Annotated in this window: 12 protein-coding genes and 1 tRNA gene; 5 read left to right on the top strand and 8 right to left on the bottom strand. The window is 49.8% G+C overall.

From position 1 onward, the window contains the following. Positions 1–17: 17 nt before the first annotated feature. Entirely contained in the window at positions 18–1586 is a 1569-nt protein-coding gene (locus HMPREF9442_RS02820; protein ID WP_008625144.1) for an AAA family ATPase, read from the top strand. Further along, positions 1561–2970, top strand: a complete 1410-nt coding sequence (locus tag HMPREF9442_RS02815) for a VWA domain-containing protein (protein WP_008625142.1) — start codon at positions 1561–1563, stop codon at positions 2968–2970. Before HMPREF9442_RS02820 ends, HMPREF9442_RS02815 begins: the two co-directional genes overlap by 26 nt. 263 nt (positions 2971–3233) lie before the next feature. On the opposite strand, the gene HMPREF9442_RS15560 is transcribed toward HMPREF9442_RS02815, so the two are convergent. From HMPREF9442_RS15560 to HMPREF9442_RS02775, 8 genes are all read right to left on the bottom strand, one after another. Continuing rightward, complete coding sequence (locus tag HMPREF9442_RS15560; protein WP_008625134.1) at positions 3234–4004, bottom strand: GIN domain-containing protein; 771 nt, start codon at positions 4002–4004, stop codon at positions 3234–3236. A gap of 17 nt (positions 4005–4021) precedes the next feature. Continuing rightward, complete coding sequence (locus tag HMPREF9442_RS02805) at positions 4022–4408, bottom strand: DUF5024 domain-containing protein (protein WP_008625131.1); 387 nt, start codon at positions 4406–4408, stop codon at positions 4022–4024. A 21-nt stretch (positions 4409–4429) separates the two neighbouring features. Continuing rightward, complete coding sequence (locus HMPREF9442_RS15285) at positions 4430–5017, bottom strand: PG0215 family putative anti-sigma factor (protein WP_008625129.1); 588 nt, start codon at positions 5015–5017, stop codon at positions 4430–4432. Next, positions 5010–5492, bottom strand: coding sequence for a GFO_1088 family ECF-type sigma factor (locus tag HMPREF9442_RS02795; RefSeq protein ID WP_008625127.1), 483 nt, complete (start codon positions 5490–5492; stop codon positions 5010–5012). The genes HMPREF9442_RS15285 and HMPREF9442_RS02795 overlap by 8 nt, the downstream gene beginning before the upstream one ends. Positions 5493–5613: 121 nt before the next feature. Beyond that, positions 5614–5688 (bottom strand) — tRNA-Arg (locus HMPREF9442_RS02790). Positions 5689–5762: 74 nt separating this feature from the next. After that, positions 5763–8576 (bottom strand): PD-(D/E)XK nuclease family protein, encoded by a 2814-nt coding sequence (locus HMPREF9442_RS02785; protein ID WP_008625125.1) that lies wholly within the window; start codon positions 8574–8576, stop codon positions 5763–5765. Positions 8577–8589: 13 nt separating this feature from the next. Next, positions 8590–11838 carry a UvrD-helicase domain-containing protein gene (locus HMPREF9442_RS02780; RefSeq protein WP_008625124.1) on the bottom strand — a complete coding sequence of 1083 codons (3249 nt, stop codon included), beginning with the start codon at positions 11836–11838 and terminating at the stop codon, positions 8590–8592. Positions 11839–11843: 5 nt separating this feature from the next. Then, positions 11844–13505, bottom strand: a complete 1662-nt coding sequence (locus HMPREF9442_RS02775) for an AMP-binding protein (RefSeq protein ID WP_008625123.1) — start codon at positions 13503–13505, stop codon at positions 11844–11846. A gap of 109 nt (positions 13506–13614) precedes the next feature. Here HMPREF9442_RS02775 and HMPREF9442_RS02770 point away from each other — a divergent pair, with 109 nt between their 5' ends. Genes HMPREF9442_RS02770 through HMPREF9442_RS02760 form a run of 3 tightly spaced genes read left to right on the top strand, consistent with a single transcriptional unit; the run spans position 13615 to position 16306 of the window. After that, positions 13615–14292: an HAD family hydrolase gene (locus HMPREF9442_RS02770; protein ID WP_008625119.1), complete on the top strand. Its 678-nt coding sequence runs from the start codon at positions 13615–13617 to the stop codon at positions 14290–14292. 34 nt (positions 14293–14326) lie between these two features. Further along, on the top strand, positions 14327–15148 hold the full coding sequence (panB, locus tag HMPREF9442_RS02765) for a 3-methyl-2-oxobutanoate hydroxymethyltransferase (protein ID WP_040602540.1): 822 nt from the start codon (positions 14327–14329) through the stop codon (positions 15146–15148). 3 nt (positions 15149–15151) lie between these two features. Next, positions 15152–16306, top strand: coding sequence for an MFS transporter (locus HMPREF9442_RS02760; RefSeq protein WP_253270998.1), 1155 nt, complete (start codon positions 15152–15154; stop codon positions 16304–16306). Positions 16307–16474 lie beyond the last annotated feature (168 nt).

Here is a 16474-nt window from a genome sequence, read left to right as displayed (position 1 = left end):
AAGAAAGAGCCGCCCGGATGATGGATAAGAAGCGTATTGTTCAGTTGTTGGAAGTTTTAGGGAAGGGGATTTTTGAGAAAGAACATGTACTTTCCCTGTCCCTTTTGGCGGCAGTTGCCGGCGAGAGTATTTTCCTGCTCGGTCCTCCCGGAACAGCAAAGAGCATGGTAGCCAGAAGACTGAAATCGGCTTTCCGGGAAGGCCGTTCTTTTGAATATCTGATGTCTCGTTTCAGTACGCCGGATGAGATATTCGGGCCGGTGTCCATTTCTGCCCTGAAGGACGAAGACAGGTATGTGAGAATGACCGAAGGGTATTTGCCCACGGCAGATGTGGTTTTCTTGGATGAGATATGGAAAGCCGGACCTAGCATTCAGAATGCTCTGCTTACGGTGTTGAATGAAAAAGTGTATCTGAATGGCAAAGAAGAAATGAGGCTTCCGCTGAAGTTGGTGGTCGCTGCCTCCAATGAACTTCCTGCCGAGGGGGAAAATCTGGATGCGTTATGGGACCGTTTCCTTGTCCGTTGTGTGGTGGGAGGCATTGCCGATAAAGAACTTTTTAATTTGATGATTTCTTCTACGGTCCAGTCAGAGGTAGAAGTGCCGGATGCCATACGCTTGTCTGCTGATGAGCTACACATGTGGGCTGAAGGGATAGATGCGGTGGAGATACCGGTTTTTGTATTTTCATTTGTCCATATATTCCGCAGGCTTCTGACGACTTACAATGTATCGGCAGAAGAAAAAGGAGAGTCCCTGTTTTATGTGTCCGACCGCCGTTGGAAGAAGATGGTACATCTGTGGCGGACTTCTGCCTTTTTGAACGGTTGTTCCGTCGTCCATTTGGCAGATTTGCTTCTGTTGCAGGCCTGTGTATGGGATACTCCGGCCCAGGAGACTGTTTTGGAGTGGCTCTTGACCGACGCTCTTGTGGCAGCCACTGAAGAACATGTCGGTGTCCCCCTGTTGTCAGATCGTTTGGCTGCCTTGAAAGAAGAGGGGCTAGATGTTTCGGAAATGCATGTGTCTTTTAAGGTGGTCAAGGCTTTTTTCTATCAAATACAATCCATGTATCCCGGGCGTACAGTGCTGATTTATACGAATGAATACGAAGCGTTAAGTCCGGAGCGGCCGATACCTTTTGTGTTGGTTGCCGACCGTCGCAAAACCGGAGCGCAAATACTGCGCAAGTATGAGAAAAGCCGCCATCCGGATGTTTTTCCAAAGGATCTGCTTCAAGTGGTTCGTACTACTACTGGTTTGCAGGTGAATGGACGGAAATATGAATTGCTTCGTGAGGTAGGGGAGGGTGGTGAAAACGCAGTGCCCCAGACTGAAGTTTCTTCCCGGAAGACTTTTTCATCAGCGATGGCTGAACGTATCGTGGCCGAATTGGGCGAGGTGTCAGCCCGTCTGGAACAATGGCAAAAGGAAGAAGCAGAATATGTACAGACACATTTGTTTTTACAAGACAGGCAAAGGGATATATTGAAAAACGCTTTACGTCGTGTACGTTCCGACATAACCTCTTTGGAAATCGAAAGTCAGGAATTGAGTCATGCAACCGGCAGGAAATTATCATGAGGGGCATGAGCGCGTGCGCCAGTTGTCCGCTCTTTTTTTGAGGCGTTTGCATGAAATAGCTAGTGAGGTTTATGCAGAGGTCTTGTCATCTGGTGTCATCCGTCCCGAAGAGATGGAGGAAGAAATACAGCGTTATTTTGCAAAAAAAAAATCAGGTTTGCAAGACGTATATTCCTATTATGGGGAACAGTGGGATTATTATTATCAGGTCGTTGTGGCTTCGGATGCCGACTTTTTGCCCATGTTGCAACAGGCTCGTTCCGTTTTTGCCCGTTTATATGTTCCGGCCGAATTGGATGTACTATATTATATGGAACAGTTGGTGCGTTATCCTCGTACAGATAGCCGTTGGCTGACTCTCCGCCAACATTTCATGAAGAAATGGAGGAACCTGTTGGAAGGGCGGGAGCGTACGTATCAGAAGCAGCACATAGAACGGCTCTGTGAAGATTATTACCGTATGGTATCGGCCAATGTCGGTATGTTGCAGAATGTGGGAGGAAAGGGGGAAGGTCCTTCGCCACGATTGGCCTGGCTTCAGTTGACGCAGTCTCCGGAACTTCGTGTGAAGCTCAAACAACTTTCGCAAATAATCCGTAAAAGCCAGTTGATTAAGGAACTGAATCATGTTTTAGGGCGTAAGAAAGCAGATGAACAGCGTCTGTATCAGGCCATGATCGGAAGGACTCCGGTTACTTTATTACGTTCTGCTACGCATTCCGACATTGTGGGCATTACGGAAGGGAACAATCTGAATGCCCTGCTCCCGATGGAATATTGTTTCTTGTCGGATGCCGCTTTGGAACTGGTTTTCTACCGCCGTTATACCGAAAAGAAACTGGCGGTTTTCGATGCCATGTCCCGACAAATGGAATATGCCGAGGCTTCTTCACACAGCGGACGTGACTTGCAGAAACGGGCCAAACATGGCCCTTTTGTGGTTTGTGTGGATACGTCCGCTTCGATGAAAGGGGAACGTGAGTTGTTGTCCAAAGCGGTCGTGTTGAGTTTGGCCTTGATAGCTGACAAATTGCGGCGCCCCTGTCGCGTGATACTCTTTTCCGACCAAACGGAAGCCATTGAGTTGAATAACCTTTATTCCGACTTGGCTTTATTGGAGACCTTTCTGTGCAACTCCTTTCATGGAGGTTCCGATATGACTTGTGCGATGAAAGAATCCGTAGAAGTTTTGATGCGTGAAGACTTTTACTATGCCGATTTGCTTTGGCTTTCGGATTTTGAGATGGATCCGCTTACTTCGGTGTGGGTGCAATATGTAGAGGAACTGAAGCAACGGGGCATGCGCCTCTATGCCGTGTCTTTCGGTCATCGGTCAGAGGCATCTTACCTCAGGTTGGCCGACCGTATTTGGGCCGCCGATTGACTAACACCTTTTGTGAGTATTTCTAAATACTGCGAGATTTTCATATTTGCGGGCAATCCCACGAATGGATGTTTTTGAACGATTCTCGTGGCGTTTTGATTTTTCATAATGAAAGTATTAACTTGATTCTGTATGACAAATATAAAAGAAAAGCATGTGGGGCTTAGTCTTGTTGAAACTAAAATCACATGCTTTTCACTTCTAATGTCATTTTCTAAATATTCAGGTTTGATGCTGAAATAGAAGAAAACAGGTTTCGAGGATCAGAATTTGTTTAATTCAGTGGCATCTATTTTGTTTACTCCGTCCGAGTTTATTTCTGTTTGGTCTGCTGTTCCAGATAGGATAAGTTTGCCCACTCCGCTGTTGCGGGCTTTCAACGAAGTACATTCCATAGTAATATGAATGGTTCCTACCCCGGAGTTCTGAATATCAACCTTTTTACCTTTAAAATCCACTGTTTGATTGCTTACGCCGCTGCTTTGCAGATGCAAGTTGTCCGCATAGATACGGAGTGTGGATTTGTCTACTCCGCTGCAATCGAAGCGTGCCGTTTGTGCATGGATCGTGGCATGGCTTTTGTTCACTCCCGGGGTGGAAGAAACGAAAGATTTACAAGTCAGGTTTTCGCATTCAAAACGTGATACTCCCTTGACGTTCAGGCTAAAGTCTTCCACATCCATTTCTTTGGCATGGAAATCTGCCACACCGGGTATTTGCAAATCATTGATTTCTGGTGCTGTGACGTAGAGTTGCAGTCTTTCTTTGCCTTTGATTTTTTCCTTGTTACCTTTCTTTTGGGTAATGACGAGGGTATTGCCTCTTTTATTGATACTTACCATGTTCATGATTTTTTCCGAAGCTTGGGCTTCTACGGAGTAGGATTTGCCTTGCGTGTAGTAAATATCCGCAACGAATTCACAGCGGATGGCGTTGAAGCCCTCTATCCGGAATGTCTTTTTCACCGTTTGATTCCGTGCGCTTGCGGTGAGAACTGTGGCGATAACGAGCAAAATAGTCATTAACTTTTTCATCTTTAATGTGTCTTATGTTATTTGTTAGGTTTTACGATAATGGTTACTTCTATGCCGATTTTGCTTTTTGGGTCATATTTAAGCATATAAATCCTGACGTTGTCCTTGCTTTCCGTCGTGAGTACAAGGGTGGTCTTATCCTTTGAATGGGTCAGTTTGCTGTTTGCGTGTCGGGATTCATTTTCAAAGGCAGCTATGAATGGCGAGGCATTCATGTGTTTGGATTTCAACATCTTCACCACTTTGATGACCTTTTGAGATGCAGGTTCCCGTTCTATGGCCGAAGTAAAGACAGATTCCCCCGTGGTAGAATGTTTCTCTACCAGGCGGTCGATACTGTTTTGGGACTGTCCTGCCAAGCTGAATCCTGTCATGAACAGTAATGTGAACAATAGTTTCTTCATCTCTTTTCCTTTCAATTTGTTTTATTCCATTAATTTGCGGATGCGTTCGCGTTCCGCTTCATCGTCTATGCCGTCCAGTACGTCCTGTTCTGCCTTTTGTATGACGGTTTTGGTTGATAGCATATCTTTCATTTCGTCAGCTTCCGAGAGGACTTGTTCGATGTCTGTATGTATTCGCGTCAATTTATTGATTTTTGTTCCATTTACAATCATGTAGCTTCCGCCATATAACTTTGCCAACCGGACTTCCTCTTGTCTGTTGAGACTCAGGCTTATGCCGATGGTGGCAATTAAGACGGCTGCTGCTCCGCTAATGAATGGCCATAAAACTCTATTCCTTGTTTTTCCTTTTACCGTAGTGGGGCGGTGAGTGTTCGTTTGCAAGGTCACTTGTACCGGATGGACGGTGTACGGACACAGGCTTTTCTCTTCTTCGGTCATTATGATGGCCGAAAAGTCCCGGAACATCTCCCTATGTTCTTCCATTTCTTCGGGAATGTCCTCCTTGAGATAGAGTACATAGAGTTCGCGCTCTTCTTCCACGGTGGTCTCTCCTTCGAAGAAACGGTCGGTAAGTTCCTTGATTCTGTTGTTTTCGCTTTCAGTCATCGTTTTTCCTCCTTGAATATTGTTTCTTTACGGCCAATCGTGCCCGGCTTAAGGCTTTCCGTACGGCCGTTTCCGTGCTTCCCGTTAGTTGGGCGATTTCAGCCATTTCCCTCCCCTCTATATGGCGAAGCCGGAGTACGGTTTGCTGCATGTCGGGTAACGTATGGACGATATTCATCATTCTTTCAATACGCTCTTCGTCACAGTCTTTTATGTCCGAGATGCCTGTTATCTGATTCTCGGGCAAGGATGTCAGGTGCTGTTGGCGTAAATGGTCGATACAGAGATTCCGGGTGATGGTCACAGCCAGAGCATCAAGCGGAATCGATAAATCTTCCCTCATCATCCAAATTTTCAAAAGGCAGTCTTGTACAATGTCCTCTCCCTCCTCATCGCTTCCGGTATACCTGCGAGCGATGAGGAGGAGCCGGGGACGTAGCCGTGCGGCCTCCTGTTTGTATGTATCTATATTCATCCTTTGTGACTTTCTATATATAATACGTGGGGAAAGGCGTTTTGTGACAGGTAAAAAGAATGTTTTTTGGAGAAGATTAAAATAAAAATGCAACCATCCGGTAGATGATTGCATTTTCCTGTGATTCCGTTGGGACTCGAACCCAAGACCCACGCCTTAGAAGGGCGTTGCTCTAATCCAACTGAGCTACGGAACCGACCTTAAATCAGGTGCAAAGATAGAGGTTTATTTTCATTTCTGCAAGCCGGATGCGTGATTTTTTTAACTTTTCTATCGTCCGCAAAGCAGCTTATAGTCGCAGTAGGCACAAATTTTAGGTACGGAAGTCTGCCGAAAGGGAATTTCCGGATTGAACAGTTCCTCCAACACGCCTTGTAACATCTTTTGGAACTCCTCTTTGAAGCGGCTGAAATCCGTCACCCGTTCGCGGTTGAACACGATGGTAGGATCATAATCTTCAGCATTGGATTTGTGTACGAAGAACAGGGCCGGGGATACGGGACACTTTTGTTCGCCTGTCATGACCCAGGCATACAGGAATATCTGGAAGATGTATGAGGGACGGTGCTCGGCGGGCTGTATCAGTTGTTCCATCGAAATGGCTTTTTCCGGTGTGCCGCCCGTTTTATAGTCTACGATACGTAGGGTTTCCACTTTCTGGCCCGTGGTTTCGTCCGGCATCCTGACCGTGTCCATGCGGTCTATTTTTCCTCCGATGTCGATGGACAGAGGGTGTCCGTCCGATATGATGTCCACGCTTCGGTGGTGTTCCTGTTCCATTTCCTCCAATACGAATTGTTCCATGCGGCTGTCGTGGAAGAGCAACTGGCGCAGATAGCTGGCCATGACCTTGCGTGCTACGAGTAGTTGCCCGTTGTAGAACACCGTATCTTCACGTCCTTCAAAGAAGTTTTTCAGGAACGAAGCCTCTATATAAGGAAGTAAGGCTGTTTCCCCACCCTCCAACAGTCGCTCGATGTCCTGGCGACGAATGACGGGGTTGCGTTCGGCCAGTTTCTGGTAGACGAGTTCCGCCGCTTCGTGGAAGATGGTGCCGAACAGCGCGTTGTCCAAACCGTTTTGCGGGTCTTTGGGTGTTCTTATGCGTGCCACCTGTTGGTAATAAAATTTGAGCGGACAGTCGATGTAAGCGTTGAGTGCCGAAGGGGATAGGGGGCGCGAACCGGGTTGTCCGCTACCATAGTTGCGGCGCAGGATGTCCATGACTTCCGGTGTCTTGGCTGCTTCCATGCCGTTGTCGGCCGGTACGGCCTGGCCGGATTGCAAGATCTTCAGCTCTACGGGAAAATCCGTTTCGGCCAACAGTTGGCGCAAGAAGCGCGACATTTCGTTTTTGTTCAGTCCGTCGGTAGCGATGTTGTACATGAATGTGATACGTTCCGTATGCTGCACAAGACGGTAAAAATAGAACGCGTACACGGCTATTTTATGTTGTATGGTGGTCAGTCCGAACACCTCCCGCAGGTGATAGGGGATGAACGAAGTGTCGTTCACGGCTTTGGGCAACATCCCTTCGTTGACGGAGAGCATCAGGATATGCCTGAAATTCAGGTTACGCGTCTCCAATACGCCCATGACTTGTAAGCCTACGGCCGGTTCGCCGTGGAAGGGAATGGTGGTCGTGCCCAACACGGTGCGCAGCAAGCGGCGCAGAGTGGAGGGCTGTACGTCGAGCGTACGGTCTTCCGTCAGACGGATGAAGCGGCTGACGACCTGATGGGCGCGATAGAGCGCTTCGTGGTACAACTGGTTGTACACGTCGTCCTTCCTGTCTTTTTGTCGTCCGAACGCTGCGGCCAAGCCTTCGAGCAAGGAACGGATATAGACCAACAAGGCATGGTTTTCCGCATGCGGACAGAAGATTTCCTGTTCCTCCAATAAGGGGGCATAAGGATGGCTGTGCACGATTTTTTCCTGTTCCGCCCGGAAACAGCGGCGGTCGCGGTCGTAACCATCAGTCTGCAAGGAGAGCAACGCGTTGATGAAACTGTACACCGGTGTGTCGGTCATGGGGAATCCCATGGTGATGTTGGTGCGTTTCACAGGATGCGGCGATGTGGCATCGGGCAACGAATGGAGCACCGGTTGGAGCAAGGATTCGTTGCAAAGTACGATGGCCGTGTCCTGTTCCGGTTTCGTGAGGGCCGAGTCAAGCCATTGGGGGATATAGCGTGCCTGCGCATTCTCCGAAGTCGTGGCAATGAACTCGATGCGCGGCGGGTTCTTGAAGTTGTCGAAGCATGTTTCTTCCAAGGCGTTGGGGAACTCTTTCAGGTTCTGGCGGATGAAGGTTCCGGCCTCGAAACGGCTTTTCTCGCCGACGTACATCACGTCATAGTCCCAGTAAAAAAGGGCTTGTCCGCGTTCCTGCAAGTAACTGAACAGCCGTTTTTCCACATCGTTGAGCACGTTGAAGCCCACAAAGACATACGTCATGTCCGCAGGGATGCGGTCTGCCCGTTCGGCAAGATGCTCCGCCACGTCTTTATACAACGCCCCTTCGTACAGCATCCCTTTTTCTTTCAACCGTGCGTTGAACGTGGCATAGATGTCGTCCATCCGGTTCCATAGGGCGAGGAACTTCTCTTTCAGCCGGCTGTTGCCTTCGATGGAAAAGTCCTCGAAAAAATGCTTCAGGGCCTCTTCTTGGCGGGGTGTCAGGAAGTCGCTGTGGTCCAGTTCCTTGATGGATTGTATGTTGCTGAACAGTTTATGAGGGTCGGCCAGATGCTTGTCGATGTCGTCGAAGTCGGACAACATGATTTCGCCCCAACCGTAAAAACGGTCGAGCGATTCCGGGTTGGGTACGAGCGCGGCATAGACACGGTGGAGCTCGCACACCGAGAGAATGTCGTCACAACGGGTGAAGTCCGACAAAGTATCGAACAGTTCGCTGATGGTACGGTAACGCGGTGCCCACACCGGCCGTCCGGATACGGCGGCCAGTTGTTGGTTCATGAAAAGTCCGGCGCGTTTGTTGGGGAATACCACCGTAACGTCGCGCAGGTTGGTGCCGAAACGGTGTATGAGGTCTTGGGCGATAAGTCGGATGAATGTTTCCATAAAAACAGGCGGATTAGGCTTGAACTTCTTCAAGCCGGTTGTTAAGAATGTACCACAGGTAACCTTTCACGCGGCGGTCCGGTTCCATCAGGCGGATCTGCTTCATATAGCCTCCCACCTGATTGCGGTATTCGTCGTGTGGACGGCCGAATTTGAAGTCTACCACAGTAATTTCATCTTTGCCGAACATGACCCGGTCGGGGCGGTAAGTGCCGTATTTTCCTGTATCTTCGTAATATTCCTGTGTCAGGATAGGGCACTCATTGTAAAGCTGCATCGTGCCGTCGAACCAACGGGCCACTTCGGGCAAGGCAAATGCTTTTTCCACCTGCTGCTTGAGTGACTCCATTTCGAGTTGTGTACCGATCAGGCCTTCGGTTTCCAAGGTGCGGAGTGCCTTTTCCACGTCATCACGGGTATAGATTGTAGAGAATATTTTGTGCATGAGGATACCCATGCGCCTTTTGTCGTTGCGGGAATGCCGGGGGGGGGCCGTATCCGAAAAAGCCTCTAAGAATTCTTCTGCGCGGTTAGACTGGCAGAAGTCGATACGGGCTTCGTAGGAGTGCATGGCGACCGGTACCGGACGGTAATCGGTTTCCATGCGGTTGTCGGAGGTTTTGCGGCCGGAAGAATAGGACGTGACCGGTTCGCCATATGTAAAGAGCGACGTTTCTCCGTTTTCCCCGTCTGTCTCTTCAATGCCGTCCAACGCACGCGGCAAGGCATGGTAAATCAGGTCGCCCGTCGTGCTGCGTTCATCCATGGTGTAGCGCGTACGGCACCAGGCCAACAGGTTCTTCTCCGCACGGGTGAAGGTCACGTAGAGCGTGTTAAGCGCGTCTACCCGGCGTTGTAGGTGCTCCTCTTCATATTCTTTGCTGAAAACGGAGTCGCGCATGGCGGCTTCGATGGTGATGGGGATGACTGGCAGGCTGTCGTAGGGCGGTTCGTGCGTTTCGCACCACAGCAGGTCGTTGCGGCGGTTGAAGCCCCGTGTGTCTTGTTCGATGTTCCAGTCGCAATAAGGGACGAATACCGTGTGGAACTGCAATCCCTTGGACTGGTGTACGGTGAAAATCCGGATGCCGTCCACTTCTCCGGACGGGATAGATGCGCCGGAGAGCGTCTCGTCCCAATAGGTCAGGAAAGAACGGAGGTCGGAAGGGTTGTCTTGCAGGTAGGCGGTCACCTGGTCGAAATAAGCGAACAGATAGGCGTCTTCATCAGGAATACGTCCCAAGCTGAATATTTTGTAAAGCTCTTCCTGAAGTTCATAGAGCGGCAGGGTTTTCAGTTCCTCCATGCGGCTCAAATACGTTTCGGGCAGGAACGTTTCGAGGGAGCGGGAAGCCAACAGGTTGGTCTCGGCTTCTGTCGGCTTTCCGTTGTGCAGGGCCAAAAAGGCCAATGACACGCGGTCTTCCGTGTCTGCCATGTAACGCATGGCAGCGATGAGCAGGTTCACGCTCAATGAACTGGACAAGAGGAAAGCCTCGTCCGATACCAGTTTGACCCGGTCGCCGAAGCGTTCGGCAAAATGACGGATGATGGGGTCGGCATGCCGACGGTAACGCAGCAGGATGGCCATCTCCCCGTAGGGCAGTCCGGCTTCGTGCAGGGTACGGACCTGTTCGCAAAGTTCATCCAACATCCGGGTTTCCCAGTCGTCTTCTTTGTCTTTTTCATTGAAGAAGCGGATTTGCACGTATCCGTCGTTTCCTTTGTCCGGGCGGCATTGTTGGGCCACGTCGCCGTAAGCTTCCGCCATCTTGATGGGAGCATCCGGCGTGAGCCGGTCCAGTCCTTCGGCAGCAGCCGTGAACAGGGTGTTGTTGAAGGCGATGATGCGGCGTTCGCTCCGGTAGTTGATGGCAAGGTTCCTTATGTCGGGGCGGTGCACGGCCATTTCTTTCTCTATATTTTTCAGGATGGTCCAGTCGCCGTTCCGCCAACGGTAAATACTTTGTTTCACGTCGCCCACGATCAGGTTGCCGAAACCAGAGGCCATGCTCTCCAACAGCAGGATTTTAAAGTTCTTCCACTGCATGGTAGAAGTGTCTTGGAACTCGTCTATCATCACATGATGGAAAAACGCGCCCATTTTTTCGAAAATGAACGGGGCATCGTTTTCTTCTATCAGTTCGTGGAGCAGGATAGGGGTCTTGGCCAGCAGGAAACGGTTGTTCTCGTGGTTTAAGGCCGTGACCTCCTCGTCGATGACGCCCAACAGCCGCAAAGGGTTGAGGTGTTTCAGTGCTAGCGACGCGCTGGTGTGGCGTACGAGTTGTTCGGTCTGGAAGCCGCGCAGTTCTGCCAACTGTTTGCTGAAGTGGGCGGCGGCTTCAACCAAGTCCGCTACGGAGCGGTCGGCCTTGCGGAGCATTTTTTCCGCATCCTCAGTGTAGCCTTGGAGCGTGCTGCCGAACTCGGCCCTCATGTTGCCGTCTTCGATGCGCCTGAGGTAGGTGTCTATCGTGCTGCCCCGGCTGAATTGGCCGAAGCCGAGTCCCCACGCCTCCATTTCGGCACGGAAGTTGGCTGCCGCGCTCTGCACGATGTCCAAAGAGGCGTGCAACTCGTAGTTGAGCGCGGTGCGGAGTTCGCCGATGCGTTTGTTCTCGCGCAGCACTTCGCGCATTTCGTGTTCCCGGGCCAAATAAGCTTCTTTGAAAATCCATGCGGCGAAGCTTTTCACCTCTCGGGCGATGTCCCACCGCTCGTTGTTCGAGATACGGTCGTTCACATATTCCAGAATCCAGTTCAGGACGGTGGGGGTAAGGTGAAGGCGTTCCATGATGCGGTCTACGGCCGCATGGAGCACTTCCTTGTCGTTGAGGTCCACTTTGAGGTTGGCCGTGAGGCTCAATTCGTGTGCCAGGTTTTTCAGGACCGACTGGAAGAAAGAGTCGATGGTTTCCACACGGAAACGGTTATAATCGTGCAGGATATGGCAGAGGGCCGCGCCGGCACGGCTGCGGATTTCTTCCTCAGGCAACTCGATACTGTCCGCCCGGAGTTCTTTTTGGAGAGATTCCAGATAATTGGTGGAGGATGGAAGTCCTTTCCAAATGCCATAAAGTTGTTGGAGGATACGGTCTTTCATTTCGGTCGTAGCCTTATTGGTGAAAGTGACGGCTAAGATGTGGCTATAGGCATGGCGGCTTTCCTGTTCAATCAGCGTCTTGATGTACTGTATGGCCAGGGTGAACGTCTTGCCCGAGCCTGCCGATGCCTTGTAAACAGTCAGGCTGGATTTCATGTCGTTCAGGGATTCATGTTTTGGTAAAGATAACGTTTGATGCTCTTTTTGGCGGTCTTTTCAAATTCTTCGTTTTGTAACACCACTTTGGTGATTTGCGAATAGGGAGGCAGCTCCTTGTTCAGTTCCTGTCGTGAGATGTCAATTTGCCGCCACAAGGCATGGTCGTCCAACCCGTCTTTCAAGCTTTCGCCCAAATCGGGGTAAACGAGAGCCACTAATTTTTCATTGCACATGATAACCAATGATTCGTTGACGTAAGGAAGATTGTTCAACCGCGATTCTATTTCTTCCGGATAAATGTTTTGTCCGCTTGCGCTGAGCAGCATGTTCTTGCAGCGTCCTTTGATGTACACATCGCCTTCCGGGTTGATGACGGCCATGTCGCCCGTGTGCAGCCAACCGTCGGCATCGAATATTTGTTCCGTGGCTTCTTGGTTTTTATAGTAACCTAACATGGTGTTGCGTCCTCGGCATACCAATTCACCGGGAATCCGTTCGGGGTCGGAACTCAGCACTTTCAGTTCCATACCGTCGGCCGCCCTTCCGCACGACATATAAGCTGTTTCGTACCACGGGCTGTGGCAGATAATGGGGCCGCATTCCGTCATGCCGTAGGCGATGGAATAGGGGAAATTGATAGAGCGTACGAACGCCTCCACCTCGGCGTTGAACGGTGCGCCGCCGATGATGACTTCCTTGATGTTCCCCCCGAAAAGGCGCAGGCTTTCCGTGCGTGCCCTTTCCTTGATTTTCTCGTTGATGATGGGGATGTGCAGGAGCAGTTTGCCCAATTTGCTGTCGATTTTCGGGAGGACCTCCTTTTTGAAAATCTTTTCGATAACTAATGGCACGCAAGAAAGGATACGGGGATGGATGGCCGCTACGGTGGTCATGATGACCTTGGGCGACGGCATGCGTGTGAGGAAATACAGGTGGGCACCGAAACATACGCCATAGAGGAAGTCGTAGACCAAACCGAACACATGTCCCATGGGAAGCATGGATACGATATTGTCTCCCGGTGCGATGCCGATGGTACGGTTGCAGAACAACACGTTGGACATTAAGCTACGGTAGGGAAGCATGACTCCTTTGGAAAATCCTGTGGTGCCCGAAGTATAATTGATGACGGCGAGCTGTTCGGGTGAGCTTTCGGGCACGAAATGTATGTGTTCGCGAAGGAACATCATGGGAAAACGCTGTCCGAATAGGGCGTTGAGATGTTCGCGGGCGAAAGAAAGTTTTTCAGAGCGGCTGTTCACGAGTGTGAAGTCCTTCACACAAATGATGCCTTGCAAGGCTGGCATGCGGTTTTCGTTCAAGTTCTCCCACACCTGATCGCCCACGAACAACAAACGTGCTTCGCTGTGGTTGACGATGTGGTGTACATTATCTGGTTTGAACTCGTGCAGGATGGGCACGATGACGGCACCGTAGGTAATGGTGGCCAGGAACGCCACGCACCAGTTTCCGCTGTTACGTCCGCACAAAGCGATTTTGTCGCCAGGACGGATATCGGCCGCTTCGAAGAGCAGGTGCATCTTGGCTATTTTACGAGCCACGTCCTTGTATTGCAAGCTCTCTCCATTGAAATCCGTGAACGCTTTCCGGTCCCAATTCTTTTTCATGCTGTTTTCGATAAGTTCTATCAATTTGTCTTCCATATCGCTTGGACATATATCTTGGTATTGAAGACAAAAGTACAAAAAACAAGGCATATTCCAACTAAAATCCGTAATTTTGCTTCCTGAATGATAAAGACGGCGAAAGAAAATGATGGAATTAAGTAAAGGCCAAGAGGTGGCGGCTTTGTTTGATTTGGACGGAGTGGTCTTCGATACCGAGTCTCAGTATTCAATCTTTTGGGGCATGAAAGGAAAGATGTACCATCCCGAAGTGGAGCATTTTGAGAACGTGATAAAGGGACAGACGCTTGTGCAGATTTTCGACCGGTGGTTTGCCGGGTGCGGTGACGTGCAGCGCAAGATAGCCGACGAGTTGGAGGATTTTGAACGGGGCATGGCTTACGACTACGTGCCCGGAGCGGAAGATTTCCTTCGTGACCTGCGACGGGCCGGTATCCGTACGGCTGTCGTAACCAGTTCGAGCGAAGATAAGATGCAAAACGTGTACCGGGCGCATCCGGAATTCAAGTCATATTTCGACCGTATCCTGACGGCGGAATTTTTCTCCCGTTCCAAACCGGAACCGGACTGTTATCTGTTGGGAGCCGAAGTCTTCGGTCTTCCGGTAACGCGTTGCGTCGTGTTTGAAGATTCTTTCAACGGACTGAAGGCCGGGCGGGCGGCAGGAATGAAGGTGGTTGGGCTTTCCACGACGAATGCACCGGACCAGATTCAGGCTTTGTGCGACAGTGTGATTCCGGATTTCCGGGATTTCTATGTGGAAAAATTGTTTGAAATGCTCGCCTGGACGGATAATAATGATTAATTTTGCGACCGATTTTATTAAAAAAAACAGGATTATGGCAGGATATTTAGTGGAGGATACGCGCAAAGTGACGACGCATCGTCTGATTGAAATGAAACAGCAGGGAAAGAAAATAGCCATGCTGACTTCATACGACTATACGATGGCCCGTATCGTAGACGGTGCCGGAGTGGATGTGATTTTGGTTGGCGATTCCGCGTCGAACGTGATGGCGGGCAATACGACCACGCTTCCGATTACGTTGAATCAAATGATATACCATGCGACTTCGGTGATGCACGGTGTGGAACGAGCCTTGGTCGTTTGCGACATGCCTTTTGGTTCTTATCAGGTTAATCCCACGGAAGGAGTGACCAATGCCATCCGTATCATGAAGGAAAGTGGTTGCGACGCTCTGAAACTGGAAGGCGGGGCGGATATTATCGATACGGTGAAGGCTATATTGGCAGCCGGTATTCCCGTTATGGGACATTTAGGGCTGACACCGCAGAGTATCAATAAGTTCGGCACATACGCCGTGCGTGCTAAAGATGAGGCCGAGGCGGAGAAACTGGTGGCCGATGCGCATTTACTGGAAGAAGCCGGCTGTTTTGCCATCGTATTGGAAAAGATACCGGCATTGTTGGCTAGTCGTGTGGCTTCTGAATTACATATCCCCATCATCGGTATCGGGGCGGGACCGCAAGTAGACGGGCAGGTATTGGTGGTCAACGACATGTTGGGTATGAATAAGGGTTTTTCTCCGAAATTCCTCCGACGTTATGCCGATTTGCATACGGTAATGACGGATGCCATCGGGCAATATGTGAGCGACGTAAAAGCCCGGACGTTTCCGGATGAAAACGAGCAGTATTAAGGCGTGGCACAAATCTCTGTCGGGCATAAGGCTTTATGGCATGCTGATTTCCTGAAAATCATCTTAGCCAACTTTTGTGTATGTACCTCTTTATATATGTTTTTGCCTGTCGTTCCCGTGTGTATGGGACGGATATTGGGGGGAGAAATGGGAGGTATATGCGCTTCCGTGTTGCTCTTTTGGGTGGGCATATGTTTACCTGCACCTTTCTGTAATTACTGGTTGGATGCTTATCGGCGGAAAAATGTGGCCTTGTGGGCGTTAGTCGGCATTGTATGCGCTACGATGGCGTTTCTTTTCGATGGTCCACAGTGGGTGAGAGGGGTGGCGAGGATGATGCAGGGAGCTTCGTATTGTGTGTTCCAAATAGCATTGGGGAGTACTTTGTTGTTGGATTTGTCCGATACGAAAAAGCGGACGGAGGCCGCACATGTTTACTATTGGTTCACCCGTTTAGCTTTGGTCTTCGGTCCCTTGTCGGGTATAGTCTTGCCAGTGCATTACGGTGTACGCCTTTTTGCCGGAGTATCCGTGGCTTTACTGCTTTGTGCCGGGGTATTGATTGTGACGATGTGTGTTCCTTTCCGGGCTCCTTTGGAGCCGTCATGGTGTACATTCGACCGTTTTTGGTTGCCTCGGGGATTCCGGCTCTTTATTCCTCTGGCAGGAGTGGCCTTTTCCGCCGGATTGATGTTGGGGCAATACCGGGATGCCGGATTTTACTTGTTTTTGGCTGTCGGTTTTTGGTTGGCTTTATGGGGGCATCACTTCTTTTTTAGGGGAAAGTTGCAAACGGAATTGGCAGTAGGATTCGTTGTTCTCTCGGCAAGTGCGTTGTTATGGGGATTGGGTGGCGATATGGAAGGAATGGAATGGAGCATTGCTTTATGCTTGGGAAGTGGCCTCGGTTTTGTGACTAGCCGGTACTTGCTTTCTTATATTCGTATTTGCGAGCATTGTGAGAGAGGAACGGCACAGACTTCTTACCTTTTGGGATGGGATGCCGGACTTTGGGCCGGGTATTCTGTTTCTTTCGGGTTGAGAACGGAAGTTGGGGAAACGATATATACTTATATAATGGGGGCTATATTCGTGGGAATGGGAATGTTTCATTTGTTTTGGACCAGGCTGTGGTATATGAGAAATAAACGGAAATAATATGTTTTTAAACATGTTTTCGATATTTGTTTAGATTTTATTATGTGTTTTTACAAAAATGTCATATCTTTGATACCCAAATGAGGGCGTTTTGTACACCTGATTAAAAAATATTGAATAATTAACCTAATGGAATGTAAAGTAGGCTATATTAGAGGACACGGATTC

Origin of the sequence: Paraprevotella xylaniphila YIT 11841, assembly GCF_000205165.1 — a bacterium.
Classification (GTDB): Bacteria; Bacteroidota; Bacteroidia; order Bacteroidales; family Bacteroidaceae; genus Paraprevotella; species Paraprevotella xylaniphila.
The sequence above is the reverse complement of the archived record's forward strand: the minus strand, read 5'-3'. Positions and strand labels throughout refer to the sequence as shown.

What these genes read in the sequence shown, in the direction of transcription:
- HMPREF9442_RS02785 (WP_008625125.1), bottom strand. Translation starts at nt 8,576, where the DNA reads ATGGAAACATTCATCCGACTTATCGCCCAAGACCTCATACACCGTTTC.
- HMPREF9442_RS15285 (WP_008625129.1), bottom strand. Translation starts at nt 5,017, where the DNA reads ATGACTGAAAGCGAAAACAACAGAATCAAGGAACTTACCGACCGTTTC.
- HMPREF9442_RS02775 (WP_008625123.1), bottom strand. Translation starts at nt 13,505, where the DNA reads ATGGAAGACAAATTGATAGAACTTATCGAAAACAGCATGAAAAAGAAT.
- panB (WP_040602540.1), top strand. Translation starts at nt 14,327, where the DNA reads ATGGCAGGATATTTAGTGGAGGATACGCGCAAAGTGACGACGCATCGT.
- HMPREF9442_RS02805 (WP_008625131.1), bottom strand. Translation starts at nt 4,408, where the DNA reads ATGAAGAAACTATTGTTCACATTACTGTTCATGACAGGATTCAGCTTG.
- HMPREF9442_RS02770 (WP_008625119.1), top strand. Translation starts at nt 13,615, where the DNA reads ATGATGGAATTAAGTAAAGGCCAAGAGGTGGCGGCTTTGTTTGATTTG.
- HMPREF9442_RS15560 (WP_008625134.1), bottom strand. Translation starts at nt 4,004, where the DNA reads ATGAAAAAGTTAATGACTATTTTGCTCGTTATCGCCACAGTTCTCACC.
- HMPREF9442_RS02795 (WP_008625127.1), bottom strand. Translation starts at nt 5,492, where the DNA reads ATGAATATAGATACATACAAACAGGAGGCCGCACGGCTACGTCCCCGG.
- HMPREF9442_RS02780 (WP_008625124.1), bottom strand. Translation starts at nt 11,838, where the DNA reads ATGAAATCCAGCCTGACTGTTTACAAGGCATCGGCAGGCTCGGGCAAG.
- HMPREF9442_RS02815 (WP_008625142.1), top strand. Translation starts at nt 1,561, where the DNA reads ATGCAACCGGCAGGAAATTATCATGAGGGGCATGAGCGCGTGCGCCAG.
- HMPREF9442_RS02820 (WP_008625144.1), top strand. Translation starts at nt 18, where the DNA reads ATGATGGATAAGAAGCGTATTGTTCAGTTGTTGGAAGTTTTAGGGAAG.